Below are 17,397 nucleotides of genomic sequence, written 5' to 3'. Positions count from 1 at the left end.
AATAATGACATTCACAGTGGCAGATATCAAGCGCGATATCAAAGAGAAAAACGTTACCTTCCTACGTCTTATGTTTACAGACATCATGGGAGTGATGAAAAACGTAGAAATTCCAGCAACTGATGAGCAGGTCGAAAAGGTTTTGTCAAATAAGGTCATGTTTGATGGTTCATCTATTGAAGGATTTGTTCGTATCAATGAATCAGATATGTATCTTTACCCAGACTTGGATACATGGACTATCTTCCCTTGGGGTGATGAAAATGGCCGTGTGGCTGGCTTGATTTGTGATATTTATACAACAGATGCTAAGCCTTTTGCTGGTGACCCACGTGGAAATTTGAAGAAATCGCTTCGTCACATGGAAGAGGCAGGTTTCTCTTCATTCAACCTTGGTCCAGAACCAGAATTCTTCCTCTTTAAGATGGACGAACAAGGAAATCCAACGCTTGAAGTAAATGATAAAGGTGGTTACTTTGACCTCGCACCAACGGACTTGGCTGATAATACACGTCGCGAAATCGTCAATGTCTTGACAGAGATGGGCTTTGAAGTTGAAGCGAGCCATCACGAAGTGGCAGTAGGTCAGCATGAAATTGACTTCAAATATGCGGATGTCTTAAAAGCTTGTGACAATATTCAAATCTTCAAGTTAGTTGTTAAAACAATTGCTCGTAAGCATGGTATGTATGCGACATTTATGGCCAAGCCTAAGTTTGGTATTGCTGGCTCAGGTATGCACTGCAACATGTCCCTCTTTGACAAGGATGGAAACAATGCCTTCTTTGATCCAGAAGATCCTCGCGGTATGCAGCTGTCTCAAACTGCTTACCATTTCCTTGGTGGTTTGATTAAGCATGCTTATAACTATACTGCTATTACAAACCCGACAGTGAACTCTTACAAGCGTTTGGTTCCAGGCTTTGAAGCTCCTGTGTATATTGCTTGGGCTGGTAAAAACCGCTCACCATTGGTTCGCGTACCTGCATCACGTGGAATGGGAACTCGTTTGGAATTGCGCTCGGTTGATCCAACTGCCAACCCATACTTAGCTATGGCCGTTCTGTTGGAAGTTGGCTTGGAAGGTATTCAAAATAAAATTGAAGCACCAGCACCAGTAGAATCTAATATCTATGCAATGTCTGATGAGGAGCGTCGTGAAGCAGGAATCACTGATCTTCCTTCAACTCTTCACAATGCATTGAAAGCTCTTCGTGAAGATGAGGTAGTTCGTGCAGCTCTAGGTGATCATATCTATACGAATTTCTTGGAAGCTAAGAAAATCGAATGGGCAAGCTACGCAACCTACGTTTCTCAATGGGAAATCGACAACTATTTGGATATGTATTAAACAAAGGACCCCGACGGGTCCTTTGTTCATGAGCCGAGAAATTGGAAAGCGAGTAATGTTGCTAGGACCATTTTTTCATGAGCTTGAAAACCAGATAGCGAATTAGGACCCCAACGGGTCCTTTGTTCATGAGCTTGAAAATCAGAGAGCGAGTAATGGTCCAGTGGAGTGAAGTAGTCTGGGAAGAGACTGTTTCAGCCTGAGCTAAGAAATAGCAGGGCGAGGGGATGGATATGAGCTTGAAATCGGTCTTTTTTCAAGCTGGGTTATCTTGTTATACTCAATGAAAATCAAAAGTAGCCTAGGAAACGAAGCCAAAGATAGAACTGGAGTTCATCAAGGCAAGTTGACAACGGATAATTTTGATTTTCGAAGAGTATTAATATAAAATAAATCCCAGAGGTTCACCTATGGGATTTTAGTGTGTTATCGGTCAGGCGTCAGAATCATTGGGATAATGATTGGTTCACGCTCTGTTTTTTCGTATAGGAATGGTCGTAGGGCGTTAACAATGGCGCCGTTGACTGTTTGGATATTTGCGTCTTTGTTGCGCATGGCGATGCGGATAGCGTTGAAAAGGACGCGTTGGCTTTCGCGAATGAGCTCGCCAGATTCTCTCATATAGATAAAACCGCGACTGAGGATGTCTGGTCCTGCTAATATCATCTTAGAATTAAAATCGACAGTGGCTACTGCAAGGACAACACCATCTTCTGAAAGATCGCGGCGGTCTTTGAGGACTGCTGCGCCGATTTCACCGATGCGGTTTCCATCGACATAGATGTCTTGGGCGTTGAATTGACCTGCGAGACGTGCAGAATCTTTTGTCAGAGCAAGGACATCTCCGTTTTCCATGATGAAGATGTTATCTTTTGGAACGCCTGTATCAACAGCTAGGCTGGCATGGATTTTTTGCATGCGGTATTCACCATGGACAGGCATGAAGTATTTTGGTTTGATCAAGCGGAGCATGAGTTTTTGCTCTTGTTGACCACCGTGCCCAGAGGTATGGATGTTGTTAATCTTGCCGTGAATCACATCGACACCGGCTTCAATCAAGATATTGATGAGCTTGTTGACACCTGTGGTATTTCCCGGAATAGGACTGGACGAGAAGATAACCGTGTCGCCTGGCTGGAGTTGCACTTGACGGTGGGTACCGTGGGCGATGCGAGAGAGGGCTGCCATAGGCTCCCCTTGACTACCTGTACAGAGAATCATGATCTCGCTGGCAGGGTATTCTTTAATCTCGTTTGGCTCGATGAAGGTATCCTTAGGCACCTTGATGTAGCCGAGCTCGATACCGTTAACAATGGCTTTTTCCATGGAACGTCCAAAAACAGCGATCTTGCGTCCGGTCTTAACCGCTGCATCAGCCGCCTGTTGGAGACGGAAGATGTTGGAGGCAAAGGAAGCAAAGATGATACGTCCATGGATGCCTTCAATCAGCTTCATAATGGACTGACCGACCACTTTTTCCGAGTTGGTGAAGGTTGGGACTTCAGCATTTGTCGAGTCGGAGAGGAGGCAGAGAACGCCTTCTTCACCGAGGGCAGCCATGCGGTGAAGGTCTGCTGGCTCGCCAACTGGAGTGAAGTCGAACTTGAAGTCACCGGTACAGACGATTTTTCCTTGCGGGGTGTCAACGACGATACCAAGTGGTTCTGGAATGGAGTGGGTGGTGCGGAAGAAGCTGACTTTGAGGTGCTTGAAGGTCAACTCTGTATTATGATTGATTTCATGCAAGGTCGCATCACGGAGCAGTCCGTGTTCTTCCAATTTGCCTCGAATAAGGGCAAGGGCTAAAGGTCCAGCATAGATTGGGACATTGGCCTGCTTGAGTAAGAAGGGAATGCCTCCGATGTGGTCTTCGTGCCCGTGGGTAATAACCAGACCTTTAACGCGGTCTAGGTTTTCAACGATGTAGGAGTAGTCTGGGATAACGTAGTCGATACCCAATAGGTCATCTTCTGGGAACTTGATACCGGCATCGACGATGAGAATTTCATCCTTATACTCGATACCGTAGGTGTTTTTCCCGATTTCTCCCAAACCACCGATGGCGAAAACGCCAACTTCATGAGGTTTTAGATTGACTGATGACATGGATTAAAACTCCGTAATTTTGAAATCTGCGTGCTCTTTCTCGTATTCAAGATGATTGTCTGATAAGAGGTCGATAAATTCGATATTGTATTCAGGGCGGTTGGTTTCCACCAATTCACGCGCGATAATACGACCTTCCAATTCTGATGCAGCATCGATGTCTAGATAAAGAGCACGTGTCTGCTCGCGACGTGGGCTAATTTTTGATTCTTGATAGAATACTTTATAAATCATGTGTAGTATAGTTCCTTTCTTTTTGACTGGCAACTATGAAAAAAGCCCCAAACAGTTGGGGCTGTCTGGTAATGCCTATTCAATTTTCTCGAGTTGTCAATTTATTCAGTCTAAATGTACTCTTCATTATACCATAAAATTTGCTGATGGTAAAAGGGTTTGGTAGGAAAATGGAAAAGTGTCATGATTTTCAGAAATTCGGTATTTCAGAAGGGGATAAATCAAAGAAATGAGTTAGGATTCCGAGTGTGTTGGGATTACTAAGACTAAGTTCAATTGTGCCGAGAAAAGCCTGTCAACTGCCAGATAGTGATGTGACTTACTAGAATGACAAATCGGTTCGATCCATTAACCTACTAGAAATCACAACCGATTCTTTTCATTATTTGAAAAAATATCCAAGATAGCTTACAATAGAGAGTAGCATTGTACAGAAAGAGAAATTTATGAAAATACTAGCTTTAGACAGCTCCAATCAGGCTCTGTCGGTTGCCTTGGTGGAGGACGGTCGTTTGCAGGCGGAAACCCTGCTGGCCGTTAAGAAAAATCATAGTATCAGCCTCATGCCCGTGGTCGATTTTTTGGTAGCACAGGTGGGATGGACGCCCAAAGACCTGGATAGGATCGTGGTCGCTCAGGGACCTGGTTCCTACACGGGTCTTCGTGTGGCGGTGGCGACTGCCAAGACTCTGGCCTACACCCTCAAGATTGACTTGGTGGGGCTATCCAGTCTTCAGTCTCTGGTTCCTCCTGGCCTGACGGGTCTGGTGGTGCCCCTCATTGATGCCCGCCGTAACTGCGTCTATGCAGGTGTTTATGAAAATGGCAGAGCAGTCGAGCCAGACCGCTACTGGTCTTTTGAAGACTTGCTTTCTAGCCTGTCTGGTAAGGGAAACATCACCTTTGTTGGCGAAGTAGAAAACTTTATCGAGCAAATCGAGCAAGCTCTGCCAACTGCTCAGTATCAAGCCAGTCTGCCGTCTGCCTATCAATTGGCAGTAATCGGTCAAGATCTACCAGCTGTAGATGTCACTAGCTTTGAGCCTAACTATCTCAAGCGGGTAGAGGCAGAGGAAAACTGGCTCAAGGACAACCAAGCTGGCTCAGAAAGTTATATCAAGCGTGTATGATAGAGATTAAGCACTACGACGGCCAGGAAAATCTGGCGGAGGCTGTTTTGGCAGTTATGCAGTCAGTTTACGAAACATCTCCATGGACTTTGGAACAGATTGCCTCTAGCATGTCTAGTCAGGATGAGGACTACTATCTGGCCTATAAAGGTCAGGAATTGGTCGGATTTTTGGCTGTTCAGACGGTACTGGATGAGATGGAAATCTTGCAGATTGCTGTCAAGGCTGATTTTCAGAGGATGGGAATCGCCAGTCAACTGATGGCTGCTGTGATGGACTGGGATGGGGACATCTTCCTCGAAGTGAGGGAGTCCAACAGTGCAGCTCAGGCCCTCTATACACGCCAGCATTTTACCAAAATAGGAAAACGAAAAGACTACTACCGCCATCCTGTTGAGGACGCGGTGATGATGAAGAGAGAACGTGATGAAAGATAGATTGATTTTGGCGATTGAGACCTCCTGTGACGAGACCTCGGTGGCTGTTTTACGAAATGACGCGGAGCTTTTGTCCAATGTCATTGCCAGCCAGATTGCCAGCCATCAGCGGTTTGGTGGGGTGGTGCCTGAAGTGGCCAGCCGTCACCATGTGGAAGTGATAACGGCCTGTATCGAGGAGGCCTTGTTGGAGGCGGAAGTGACGGCAGAGGACTTGACGGCTGTGGCTGTGACCTATGGGCCTGGCTTGGTCGGTGCCTTGCTAGTCGGGATTTCGGCTGCCAAGGCCTTTGCCTGGGCTAACGGTCTGCCACTCATTCCTGTCAACCACATGGCAGGGCATTTGATGGCGGCGCGTGCGGTCAAGGAGTTGGAGTTTCCACTTTTGGCTCTTTTGGTCAGCGGTGGGCACACGGAGTTGGTCTATGTGTCAGAAGCGGGCGACTACAAGATTGTCGGTGAAACGCGAGATGATGCGGTCGGAGAGGCCTATGATAAGGTAGGACGGGTCATGGGTCTACCCTATCCAGCTGGTCGTGTGATTGACGAATTGGCACATGAGGGGCAGGATATTTACGACTTCCCTCGTGCTATGATTAAGGAGGATAATCTGGAGTTTTCTTTCTCTGGTTTGAAATCCGCCTTTATCAACCTCTACCACAATGCTCAGCAGAAAGGGGAAACCTTGTCCAACGCGGACCTGTCAGCTTCTTTCCAAGCCTGTGTTATAGACATCCTTATGGCTAAGACCAAGAAGGCCTTGGAGCAATACCCTGTCAAGACCTTGGTTGTAGCGGGCGGTGTGGCAGCCAATCAGGGCTTGCGAAAGCGGTTGGCGGCTGAAATCACCGATGTGGAGGTCATCATTCCCCCGCTTCGACTCTGCGGTGACAATGCGGGCATGATTGCCTTGGCAGCGGTCAGTGAGTATAATAAGGAAAACCTTGCTGGCTGGGACCTCAATGCCAAGCCTAGTCTGGCTTTTGAGAATTTATAGAATAAAAACCTCTTACGTCAATGATACGTAAGAGGTTTATTTGTGGATTTTTCGCCAGCGATTTGGAGAAATTTGGTAATGTCTTTTAAAAGCAGTTGAAAAATTGAATTGGTTGGAGTAGCCGATTTCTTCAGCAATTTCCTGTAGTGTCTTAGTGGTGTTTTTTAAGAGTTCGCAGGCTTCGCTGAGTCGGTATTGGATGATAAATTGTTGAGGTGAGATGTTCATTTGCTCCTTGAATAGGCGACTGAAGTAGTGGCGGTTGAGGTTGCATACTTGTGCCAAATCATCGACGGATATAGCTTTCTCATAGTTTCGTTCTACGAAGTTGATGGCCTCTCGTATATAGAATTCCTTGTTTTCATCGTGTTTACTGCTTGTTTTGGTCAGAGAACAGTCGATGAGATAGGAGATAAAGAGGTAGAGGTGCCCAAGAAGGCAGGCGCTTTTTTGGTGATGGAGCGCGAGAATTTGTTTCATTTCATGGTAGACAGGGCTAGAGGTGGGCATTTCTCGTTGCGAAAAAATAGGTTGCTCTTTTGAGAGTCCTGCTTGTCTGAGAAAGTGCTCAGTTTTCAGACCGTCAAATTCAAGCCAGATATAGGTCCAGGGGTCCTTCGCGTCTGCTTCGTAGCTACAGATGGCATCTGGGGAGATAAGAAAGCCCTGTCCTGCGGTTAGGTGGTATTCACGTTGGTCGGAGGTATCGTAAAAAGTACCTGAACCAGAGATGATGTAGTGAAACAGGTAGTGTTGTTTCATAGTTGGGCCGAATGAGTGAAGTGGCTTACAGGCTTCCATGCCAAATTGGATGGGGTAAAAATCTACATAGGATCTGTTATTAAAGACGTAAAATTCAGGTTGTATTTTCATTGTATTCTCTCCACAAAAAATGTAAAGGCTTACAAATAGTATAACATATTTATATGTAAATGTGACATTTTATTTGAAAAAATTAAAAAATATCCCAAAATCATATAGAAGATGTCAAATATTCCTATTTTATTATAAAGCGCTTACATGTTATAGTTATAGTAGAAACAACAAAGTTCGTCGACGTATTCGACAAAAGAAAAGGAGTATTACCATGAAGAAATTTGGTCGCTATGTTACCTTGTTTGCGGCTGCAGGCCTACTGGCAGCGTGTTCTACTTCGACTGAGTCTAGTAAAGCTACGGAAGGAAGTAGTTCAGGAAAGACAGAAATATCCTATGCTATTTGGGATTCTGGTCAGGAACCTGGTTTGAGAAAGATTGCGGATGAATTTGAGAAAAAGAATCCAGATATTAAAATCAATATTCAAGTATCTGACTGGGATTCTTACTGGACCATGCTAGAAGCTGGTGCGACAGGTGGTTCATTGCCTGATACCTTCTGGATGCATTCAAATGAGATTTATCGCTATGGTTCCAATGAAATGCTATTGCCATTGGATGAATACTTAGCCAAGAGTGAAGATGCTAAACTAGCTAATTTCCCAGATGGTTTGAATGAAATCTACAACATAAATGGTAAGCAATACGCTATTCCAAAAGATTTCGATACAATTGGTCTTTGGTACAATAAAAAATTATTTGACGAAGCAGGTATTCCATACCCAGACGATACTTGGGATTGGAACAAGTTGAAGGAAGTGGCAAAACAATTGACCAAGCCAGATGGTAGCCAATATGGTTTTGGTGCTGGTTTGAGTAACCAAGAGGGCTACTACAACTTTATCTATCAAAATGGTGGTAAGGTTATTACTGATGATTTGAAATCAGGCTACGATGATCCTAAGACCATAGAAGCCTTGGATTACTACTTTAGCTTTGTCAAAGAAAAAATTTCACCAGCTATTACAGTGGATAAAGAGCGGGCCGAAGCATTCCAAAACGGTCAAGTGGCTATGAGCGTCTTCGGTTCTTGGAATTTATCTGGTTTCACTGCTAATGACTACATTCGTGAAAATGCTGATGTAGCTGTCTTGCCAAAAGGGCCAGATGGAACTCGTGCAACCATCTTTAATGGATTGGGTCATGCCATTGCTGCTACCACTAAACATCCAGATGCTGCTTGGAAATGGGTTGAATACCTCAGCTCAAAAGAGGCACAAGAAATGCAGGCAACACTTGGTGTGGCAATCTCGGCTTATAAAGGCGCGGCAGATACTTGGGTAGATTCAAATAAAAACTTTGCTATCAAGAACTATGTTGACATGGTGGATTATGCACAGATTCGTCCATATTCACAAACAACCATCAAGTGGGAAGATAAGGCTTACGAGCTATTGAAACCTGCTTATCTTGGAGAAAAAGCAACTGAAGAAGCTGCCAAAGAAACAGCTGATATGATGAATGCTGAATTAGCAACTGAAAAATAGGTAGGAGGTCTTGGGAAGTTGATTCTTCCCCGGACCTTCTTATTAAATGAAGAAGGATGGGGATAAGATGTTCCGAAAAAAAGGAAGTTTAAATGAGGCAATTTGGGGATGGGCAATGGTAGCGCCGACCATTATCGGATTAGTCGTGCTCAATATTATTCCTATTTTCCAAACTATGAAGATGAGTTTCCATAAGAGTGGAGATTTCGGCAGAGGTGACATCTTTGTCGGCTTGGCAAATTACCAACGCATGTTAGGGGATGCGCAAGTGTGGCAGGCGACATGGAATACCTTGAAATATACGATTCTAGTTGTTCCAGCTACCGTTGCCTTGGCCATGTTGCTTGCGGTTTTGTTGAATTCTAAGATTAAAGGGAAGCATATTTATCGGACAATATTTTTCCTGCCTATGGTGGCAGCACCAGCCGCGGTGACTATGGTTTGGAAATGGCTCTACAATACGGACTTCGGCTTGATTAACTATGTCTTGCGTCGTTTGGGGCTGGGTGCTGTGAACTGGATTGAAGATCCAAAGATTGCTCTCTATTCCATTGCTCTGATTGGAATTTGGAGTACTGTTGGCTATAGCATGATTTTAATTTTAGCTGGTTTACAAGAAATTCCGACGGATTTTTATGAGGCGGCTCGCATTGATGGAGCTAGTCCAGCCAAGCAATTTTTCTCCATTACCCTGCCCTTGGTTTCGCCGACCTTGTTCTTTGTTGTGGTAACTAGTGGCATTCAATCCATGCAAGTCTTTGATGTTATCTATATGATGGAAGACATCCGAAGTCCTGCCTATGATAAGACGGTATCTCTGGTTTATCTGTTTTACAATAATTCCTTTAAATATTCGGATAAGGGCTACGGTTCTACCATTGTCATGTTGTTGTTATTGATTATTCTTGTCGTTACTTTCGTTCAGATGAAGGTACAGAAAAAATGGGTGCATTACCGTTAAGGAGGTTCATGTGAAACAATCAGCTTTTAAATCAACTATCTGGATGCATGCCTTCTTGATTTTAGTGGCAATGGGCATGCTGATCCCATTCGTTTGGATGGTGTTGACGTCTTTTAAAACGGTAACCGAATCCACTCAGATGAATCCTTTCCAATTTTTACCAAGTAAGTGGATGGTGAGCAATTATACGGAGGCTATTCGGACTAATAATTTTCCGATACTCTATCTGAACACCATTTTGATGATGGTATGGCGTATCTTTAGCTCGGTTATGTTCTCAGCTATGGCAGCTTATGCCTTTGCTCGCTTGGAATTTCCTGGGCGGAATTTCTTGTTTGGTCTGGTCCTCTTTCAAATGATGGTGCCACCTCAGTTATTCGTCATTCCTCAGTATTTGATGATTGACCAACTTGGTATGCGCAATACGATTTTTGCTCTGGTATTTCCAGGAATTGTCAGTGCCTTTGGTACATTCTTGCTCCGTCAATTTTTCATGGGTCTTCCAAAAGAATTGGAGGAATCTGCAAAATTGGATGGTTGTAATATCGGGCAGACCTTCTTTAAGGTCATGTTGCCTTTGGCTAAGTCTGGCTTGATTGCCTTAGCGATTTTTACGGCTTTGTTTGCTTTCAAGGATTTGTTGTGGCCATTGATTATCAACTCAGAAGCGGACAAGGCTACCTTGTCTAGTGCACTTTCTAAGATTCAGGGAGCTTACGCTGTTAACTATCCTCAGCTCATGGCTGCAAGTGTTTTGGCTATTTGGCCGATGTTGGTACTGTATGTGATATTCCAGAAGCAGTTTATCCAAGGGATTGCGACATCTGGTGGAAAATTATAGGAGGCTACAATGGGAATTATCTTTCATGAAAAGACAAAGGAATTCCATCTTTACAATGAGTTTATTAGCTATGTGTTGACGGTCTTGCCTAATGGTCATATTGGTAGTTTGTATTATGGAAAGCGTGTAACAGAAACAGCTTCCTATCAGTATGTGCGTGAAGATGAGTATCGTGCTTTGACTTCCTTTGTAGAAGACGATGACCGTTTCTTTTCGCTCCAATATGCCAATCCTGAATTTGCTTGTTACGGTACAACGGACTATTTTTCTCCGACTTTTGAGTTGGTGCAGAAGGATGGTAGCAGCCTGTCGCACTTTGTGTATCAAGGTCATGTGATTTATGCTGGGCGATCGGCTTTGAAGGGTCTTCCTCATCTCTATCTGGATGAGGAGGGACAGGCAGATAGTTTGGATATTCATTTGTTGGACGAAGAGTCGCAGACCCGCCTGGTCTTGTCTTATACGATTTTTCGAGATTATCCAGCGGTGACTCGCTCTGCTCGTTTTGAACAACTCGGAGAACAATCTGTCTGTTTGAACCGTGCCTTGAGTATGACACTTTGTCTGCCTGATATGGACTATGATTGGTTGCATTTGGATGGGGCTTGGGGGCGTGAGCGGCATCTGCAACTATCGCCTCTTCATCAAGGTTGTCAGTCTATTTACAGTCTCAAAGGGGCTAGTAGTGCGGAGCACAATCCCTTTATGGCTTTGAAACGCCCAACTGCGGATGAGCAACAGGGAGAGGTACTGGGCTTCTCGCTCGTCTATAGCGGAAACTTTTTGGCGCAGGTGGATGTGAGTTCTTTCCAAAAAACAAGAGTGAGTATGGGAATCCATCCTGAGCGTTTTTCTTGGACATTAGATAAGGGAGAAGAGTTCCAGACGCCTGAGGTTGTTATGGTTTATAGCGAGCATGGTTTGAATGGCATGAGCCAAACCTATCACCGCCTCTTCCAAAAACATTTGGTACGTGGCTATTGGCGTGATAGAGAACGACCTGTTCTCTTGAATAACTGGGAGGCTATGAGTTTTGATTTTGATGAGGAAACAATTCTTTCCTTGGCCAAAGAGGCTGCAGGTCTTGGTGTTGAACTCTTTGTCATGGATGATGGTTGGTTTGGCAAGCGAAACCATGACCGAGCAGGCTTGGGAGATTGGACGGTCAATCGTGAGAAATTGCCAAGTGGCTTGACAGGGATTATTGACCAAGTTCATGCTATGGGAATGAAATTTGGACTTTGGATCGAACCTGAAATGGTTAATAAAGACAGCGATCTATACCGAGCGCATCCAGACTGGATTTTCCATCATCCTCAGCATAGTCAATCTCACGGACGCCACCAATATACTTTGGATTTGTCGAGGGAGGATGTTTATCAAAATATTCATGACCAACTCCATCGGCTGTTGGCTGAGCATGATATTGATTATATCAAGTGGGACATGAATCGCTATATGACAGAGGTCTTTACATGTACACGGGAGGCGGAGCGGCAAGGTGAGACCTTCCATCGCTATATTCTCAATCTCTACCGTCTATATGATAGTCTGATAGCAGCTTTTCCGACAGTCTTATTCGAGTCTTGTTCAAGTGGTGGAGCTAGATTTGACCCAGGAATGCTCTACTATGCACCTCAAACCTGGGTCAGCGATGACACGGACGCCATGGAACGCTTGAAAATCCAATATGGAACGAGTCTGGTCTATCCTTTGAACAGTATGGGTTGCCATGTGTCAGCTAGTCCGAATCAGCAGTTGGGGCGTGCTACTCCACTAAGCACACGTGCCAATGTTGCATTCTTTGGAAGTTTTGGCTATGAGTTGGATTTGTTTGATTGTAGCCAAGAAGAGTTGGAAGAGATGAAAGAGCAGATTACCTTTTACAAGGCTCACCGTGAGATTTTCCAACAGGGTATTTTCACTCGCCTGAAAAGTCCATTCGATGGTGAGATAACGGCTTGGCAGGTCCAATCCTTGGATGGTCAGCAAGTTATCGTGGGTTATTATCGTCGGTTAACAACTGCCAATCTTGCTTATCAACGCTTGTATTTGCAGGGGTTGGAAGAGGAAGCGGTCTATCACCTTGATGGAGAAGTTTATACTGGTAGCCAATTAATGCATACAGGTTTGTCGATTCGACATGGAGACCATGTTGGAGACAATAAGGACTTTACTTCTTATTTGATGATCCTCCAGAAACAACAGTAGCCTCCCTATCCCTCTAGGTTCAGCCATTGGTTGAACCTATTTTGTGTGGAACTCAGGAAGTTTATTGCACTTTTTCAAGTATAAAGGCATAATGCTTGCTTAGCTATAAGGGAAGACTTGAAAAACGAGTTGCAATGTGAGAAAATGAGAGAATAATTCTTCAATCAATTAGTGAGGGGAAGGGAGATAATGAATGAAGAAATATGCTTTTCGTGAGGGCTTGCGGGATGCCATTCCCACAGCTCTGGGCTATGCCAGTATCGGTTTAGCCTGCGGTGTGGTATCGGTCAATTCAGGCATTTCAGCAGTGGAAATGGCTTTGATGAGCCTCTTGGTCTATGCAGGGAGTGCCCAATTTGTCATGTGTGCCATGATTTTGGCAGGTGCCTCCTTGTTGTCGATTGCGGTGACGGTTTTCTTTGTCAACCTGCGGAATTTTCTCATGTGTCTCCATACGACGACCATTTTTCAAGGCAACAGTCTGGGGTCCAATATCCTGATTGGCTCTTTTGTGACAGACGAGTCCTATGCGGTTCTCTTGCGGAAACACATTGAGGAAAAGCAGATTGCACCAAGCTGGATGTACGGCAACAACTTTGCGAGCTATGCTTCTTGGGTTATATTTACCACTTTAGGCAATCTCATCGGAGGTTTGATTCCGAATCCCGAGCAGTTTGGTTTAGATTTTGCCCTAGTGGCTATGTTTGTCGGCATTTTCTCAGGTCAGTTGGAGGCCATGGCTCGGACTATTCCTTTGAAAAAAATCGGCTTGATTTTGCTGGCGGTTGGTCTAGCCTATGTCGGTCTGTCTGTGCTAGTGTCGTCCTATGTTGCGGTGCTTCTGGCGACGCTTTTGGGTTGTTTTGTGGGGGTAATGATTGATGATAAAAACTAGCATTTTACTGATTATTCTGGTGTCGGCTCTAGTGACCTGGCTGCCACGCGTCCTGCCTTTTGTCCTGACACAGAACAAGTCCCTGCCTCCAAAGTTGGTGAAATTTCTCAGCTTTCTACCCATCACCATTATCTTTGCATTGACCCTGTCCAGCATCATGGACGAAAAGGTGGGATCCCTTCCCAGCCTTCTCCCTGTCGAAAGTCTGGCCCTCATTCCGACCTTTTTGGTGGTCCTGAGGACCAAAAATATCCTCCTCGCAGTAGTCGTTGGTGTCTTGACGACAGCTGCTCTCCGCTTACTTTTCTAGGAGGGACTTATGGTTAAGAAAAATGCCAGAGGTGTGGCACTTTGTCTCGTCTTGGCTGGAATAAGCTGGTGCTTAGGGAGTTGGTTTTCAGTAGTTGGTGGGCCTGTTTTTGCCCTTCTAATCGGGATGAGCCTGCACTCTTATATCTCAAGGAAAAATGCGTTTCAGCCAGGCTTGACCTTTACCTCTAAGAAGATTTTGCAGTATGCGGTGATTTGTTTGGGATTTGGATTAAACTTATCAGCGGTATTGGCTGTTGGACGTCAATCTCTTCCAATTATTCTTTCCACTATCAGTTTTGCCTTGTTTTTGGCATTTCTGATGTGGAAAATCTTGCCCATTTCATCTCATCTGGCGACCTTGATTGGCGTAGGGACCTCTATCTGTGGTGGCTCTGCCATTGCGGCGACGGCTCCCATTATCCAGGCAGATGATGAGGATGTGGCTCAGGCTATCTCGGTCATTTTTCTCTTTAATGTCTTGGCGGCCTTGGTCTTTCCGACTTTGGCAACCTGGCTTGGGTTTTCGACCGATTCGGGTCAGGCCTTTGGGTTGTTCGCCGGAACGGCGGTCAATGACACCTCGTCGGTAACCGCGACAGCAGCTACTTGGGACAGCCTTTACGGACTGGGCAGTCAGACCTTGGATACGGCTGTGACGGTAAAGCTGACGCGGACCCTGGCTATTATCCCGATTACAACGGTCTTAGCGATTTGGCAAGCTCGAGGAAAGGGAGTTCAGGCAGACAAGAAGTCCCTCTTGGCAGGTTTTCCGACCTTCATTCTGTACTTTATTCTAGCCAGTCTGGTGACTACAATGGCAGGTCATGTTGGACTGGGTGCGGATTTTTTTGCCCCAATCAAAACCCTGTCCAAGTTTCTCATTTGTATGGCCATGGCGGCTATTGGTTTGCGAACAAATGTCTTTTCTTTGGTGAAAAATGGCCGAGCTGCTCTTTTTGTCGGACTAGTTTGTTGGCTGGGCGTGACTGTGTTGACACTGGTTTGGCAGGCAATTTTGGGAATTTGGTAAAGCAAAACTCTTCGAAAATCAAAATTATCCGTTGTCAACTTGATTCGATGAACCTCAGTTCTATCATCACCTTCGTTTCCTAGGCTACTCTTGATTTTCATTGAGTATAAAATAGCCTTCTCTTGCGAGAGGCTATTTTTTATGATTTCAAGCGGAAAGTCTGCGGGGCTTTTTTCAACAAAATCCAGTAGCCAATGCTGACATAGGTAATCATAGCTATGGAAATGAGTAGGATGTACAAGTGACTGCCTATATCCAGCTTGATATTGAGATAGGCTACCCAGTAGAGAGCTCCACTGAGAAATTTATAGACTGGGTTGACAACCTCCATGTCCTTGGTAAAGGGTTGGAGAATATAGTAGATAAAGAGGTCGTGGAAGGAAAATAGGGCTGTTAGACTCAGCAGGAGCAGAGCAGTTAGGAGATAGGTTTCAATAGGTAGCTGCGCTCTAGTAAAGATGATGAGGGCCAATAAAAGAGATCCTGAGAATGCAGCATTTAATTTTACAGTTTGCAGAAAACGGTAATGAAAGCCTGCAATAATGGTTTTTGCTTCGCGGTAAAATGGATAGTGGAGCATGGAAATATCGCAATTAACAAAGACCATCTGTGCGACAGCCTTACCCATGGAGGCGGCATACATGACCATGAAAGCAAAAGGCAGTCCCTCGATATAGTTGGTATTGCTTATCTGAATGTCATCTTTTGAAAACCAACGAATTCCTTCAATAAAAAGGACAATAGCCAAAAGACAACCCAAGCGAAAGTGCAGTTTTTTCGTAAGGACAGAACGATAGCGGTCAAATAGCAGAGCGTTTAAGTAGGTCATGCCTGACAGATGAGTCAGGTCCTTTCCTGTTTCCATACTCAGTTTCGCCTGCATCTGCAACCCTTGTCGGGTGTACTCGTTCCCTTTGGTCATCTCAAAAATTTTCTTATCCATCTGCAAGGACTGGTCCATGCAATAATAGAGATAGTCTAGATGGTTGGTTTGTTGCTTCAAATAACCATAGCCAAACCAAATGAGCAAGGCCTGACAGACAAGGATAGGCAGTAAAAAGATGGGAGACAGATGATTGCGGAAAAGGATAAGGCAGGCAATAGCTGCTAGACCAGTACCCAAGATAATCCAAGATTGCCAAGAATTACGGCGGGATAGAATCCGTCGATTAAAAAACCAACGATTGAGAGCCTGACCAGTAAAAACTCCTGTCGGAATGGTCAGTAATCCCAGAGGCAGATAGAGCCAATTTCCTGACAGGCTAGAAAAAATCAGCAGGGCAGGCAGGTAGGACAGACTGGTGATAATGGGTTCTACAAATAGTTGACTCTGGAGAAAACTAGATTGGGAAAGTCCAAAATTTTGCATAAATTCCCGCTCGGACTTGGCGATAAAAGGCTCAAATCCCTTGCCAAACCGATAGATGAAGCTGACAAAGGTCATCCAAATGGAAAAGCCTAGAAGCCAGTTTTCATCTTGGATTTGCCAAGAGGTTAGATGCCCGTTCGCTAGGAGATTAATCCAGAAGGAAGCAAAGTAGAAATTCAAGGCCAGCCACAAACCCTTAACAAGAAAGCGACTGGGGATGGAGAGGACGTGTAGGATCAAAAAGAGACCAGACTTAAAACTGTAAGACTTGAAAATACTCTCTGGAATCTTCTTGCCTACAAGTGGCAGTTTTCGCAGGTAGTAGAAGAATCCATTGACTGTCCGATAGAGGTTGTACTTTTCCTGATACCAAAAATAACGTAGGATTATTTTCATAAGCCCCTCCTAGTCTGCTGTCAAGAGGGCAACCACTTCCTGTTCAAAATCAGGATCGTGGAGCTTGTCACTCGGAACAGCCTGTAGTTCTTGGTGATGTAGTAAAACAATCTCGTCACAGAGATCCTGAGCCAGTTGTAGAATATGGGTGGAAAAGATAATAACGGAATCCTTCTTAGCCTCCCGGATCAGCTGTTTGAACTCGTGGGCAGCCACAGGGTCAAAGGACGTCAGTGGCTCATCTAAGAGAAGGACAGGTGGCTGGACAATCAAGGACAGGAGCAACTGGACCTTGTTCTGCATACCGTGGGAAAAGTCCTTGAGTAGACGGTGCTGGTCTTCTTCTCCGATACAGACCAAGTTTAGCCATTCTTCTGGACTACGAGGAGATTTGAGCTTATCCTTGTGAATATCCATATAGAAACGGACAAACTCGTAAGCCGTCATAAAGGCAGGTAGTTGCGGATAGGTCTGGGTAAAACCGATGTCCGTATTGTCGTAGTCAAAGGCATTTTCATCCTTCACAAACTGAATCGAGCCACCATCCAAGGTCAGATTACGGGCAATGCAGTTGAACAAGGTCGTCTTACCTGCCCCATTCCGCCCTAGCAAACCGTAAATCTTGCCTTGTTCGAAGGTAAAGGAAGTATCTTCCAAAATGATTTTATGGTCGAATTTCTTGGAAACGGAAGATAGTTTCAGTTGCATAGCCAATCTCCTTTTGTTATATTGTTATGGTTTTATCATACAATAAAAAACAAAAAA

Annotated in this window: 16 protein-coding genes; 11 read left to right on the top strand and 5 right to left on the bottom strand. The window is 44.7% G+C overall.

The window, feature by feature from the left end:
• Positions 1–4 precede the first annotated feature (4 nt).
• Positions 5–1,351 (top strand): type I glutamate--ammonia ligase, encoded by a 1,347-nt coding sequence (glnA, locus tag ODU41_RS08090; RefSeq protein ID WP_011921751.1) that lies wholly within the window; start codon positions 5–7, stop codon positions 1,349–1,351.
• A gap of 426 nt (positions 1,352–1,777) precedes the next feature.
• Here the strand turns inward: glnA and rnjA are convergent, their stop codons facing one another.
• Positions 1,778–3,457: a ribonuclease J1 gene (gene rnjA, locus ODU41_RS08085; RefSeq protein ID WP_002938522.1), complete on the bottom strand. Its 1,680-nt coding sequence runs from the start codon at positions 3,455–3,457 to the stop codon at positions 1,778–1,780.
• 3 nt (positions 3,458–3,460) lie between these two features.
• Positions 3,461–3,691, bottom strand: a complete 231-nt coding sequence (locus ODU41_RS08080) for a DNA-dependent RNA polymerase subunit epsilon (protein WP_002938523.1) — start codon at positions 3,689–3,691, stop codon at positions 3,461–3,463.
• A 446-nt stretch (positions 3,692–4,137) separates the two neighbouring features.
• On the opposite strand from ODU41_RS08080, the gene tsaB reads away from it, so the two are divergent.
• Genes tsaB through tsaD form a run of 3 tightly spaced genes read left to right on the top strand, consistent with a single transcriptional unit; the run spans position 4,138 to position 6,255 of the window.
• Positions 4,138–4,821 (top strand): tRNA (adenosine(37)-N6)-threonylcarbamoyltransferase complex dimerization subunit type 1 TsaB, encoded by a 684-nt coding sequence (gene tsaB / locus ODU41_RS08075; protein WP_398578882.1) that lies wholly within the window; start codon positions 4,138–4,140, stop codon positions 4,819–4,821.
• A complete protein-coding gene (gene rimI, locus ODU41_RS08070) occupies positions 4,818–5,258 on the top strand; it encodes a ribosomal protein S18-alanine N-acetyltransferase (RefSeq protein WP_367126778.1) in 441 nt (146 codons plus the stop codon). Before tsaB ends, rimI begins: the two co-directional genes overlap by 4 nt.
• Positions 5,248–6,255, top strand: coding sequence for a tRNA (adenosine(37)-N6)-threonylcarbamoyltransferase complex transferase subunit TsaD (gene tsaD / locus ODU41_RS08065; protein ID WP_105155990.1), 1,008 nt, complete (start codon positions 5,248–5,250; stop codon positions 6,253–6,255). Before rimI ends, tsaD begins: the two co-directional genes overlap by 11 nt.
• A 36-nt stretch (positions 6,256–6,291) precedes the next feature.
• Here the strand turns inward: tsaD and ODU41_RS08060 are convergent, their stop codons facing one another.
• Positions 6,292–7,128, bottom strand: a complete 837-nt coding sequence (locus tag ODU41_RS08060; RefSeq protein ID WP_014637344.1) for an AraC family transcriptional regulator — start codon at positions 7,126–7,128, stop codon at positions 6,292–6,294.
• 214 nt (positions 7,129–7,342) lie between these two features.
• On the opposite strand from ODU41_RS08060, the gene ODU41_RS08055 reads away from it, so the two are divergent.
• The 7 genes from ODU41_RS08055 (at position 7,343) to ODU41_RS08025 (ending at position 14,867) form a co-directional block, all read left to right on the top strand.
• Positions 7,343–8,617, top strand: a complete 1,275-nt coding sequence (locus tag ODU41_RS08055) for a sugar ABC transporter substrate-binding protein (protein WP_024389223.1) — start codon at positions 7,343–7,345, stop codon at positions 8,615–8,617.
• Positions 8,618–8,684: 67 nt separating this feature from the next.
• Positions 8,685–9,578, top strand: a complete 894-nt coding sequence (locus ODU41_RS08050; protein ID WP_105179873.1) for a carbohydrate ABC transporter permease — start codon at positions 8,685–8,687, stop codon at positions 9,576–9,578.
• Positions 9,579–9,588: 10 nt separating this feature from the next.
• Positions 9,589–10,419, top strand: coding sequence for a carbohydrate ABC transporter permease (locus ODU41_RS08045; protein ID WP_105179874.1), 831 nt, complete (start codon positions 9,589–9,591; stop codon positions 10,417–10,419).
• 9 nt (positions 10,420–10,428) lie between these two features.
• Complete coding sequence (locus tag ODU41_RS08040; RefSeq protein ID WP_398578881.1) at positions 10,429–12,630, top strand: alpha-galactosidase; 2,202 nt, start codon at positions 10,429–10,431, stop codon at positions 12,628–12,630.
• A gap of 193 nt (positions 12,631–12,823) precedes the next feature.
• A complete protein-coding gene (locus tag ODU41_RS08035; protein ID WP_248017977.1) occupies positions 12,824–13,525 on the top strand; it encodes an AzlC family ABC transporter permease in 702 nt (233 codons plus the stop codon).
• Positions 13,512–13,835 carry an AzlD domain-containing protein gene (locus tag ODU41_RS08030; protein WP_044686677.1) on the top strand — a complete coding sequence of 108 codons (324 nt, stop codon included), beginning with the start codon at positions 13,512–13,514 and terminating at the stop codon, positions 13,833–13,835. Before ODU41_RS08035 ends, ODU41_RS08030 begins: the two co-directional genes overlap by 14 nt.
• A gap of 9 nt (positions 13,836–13,844) precedes the next feature.
• Complete coding sequence (locus ODU41_RS08025) at positions 13,845–14,867, top strand: YeiH family protein (protein ID WP_248017978.1); 1,023 nt, start codon at positions 13,845–13,847, stop codon at positions 14,865–14,867.
• A gap of 139 nt (positions 14,868–15,006) precedes the next feature.
• Here ODU41_RS08025 and ODU41_RS08020 read toward each other — a convergent pair whose 3' ends face one another.
• Entirely contained in the window at positions 15,007–16,632 is a 1,626-nt protein-coding gene (locus ODU41_RS08020; RefSeq protein WP_248017979.1) for a hypothetical protein, read from the bottom strand.
• 9 nt (positions 16,633–16,641) lie between these two features.
• Positions 16,642–17,340 carry an ABC transporter ATP-binding protein gene (locus ODU41_RS08015; RefSeq protein WP_248017980.1) on the bottom strand — a complete coding sequence of 233 codons (699 nt, stop codon included), beginning with the start codon at positions 17,338–17,340 and terminating at the stop codon, positions 16,642–16,644.
• Positions 17,341–17,397: the final 57 nt, after the last annotated feature.

It is taken from the genome of Streptococcus sp. 2022WUSS083, from assembly GCF_044427155.1.
Taxonomy (GTDB): Bacteria; Bacillota; Bacilli; order Lactobacillales; family Streptococcaceae; genus Streptococcus; species Streptococcus hashimotonensis.
This window is presented reverse-complemented; position numbering and strand designations above follow the sequence as displayed.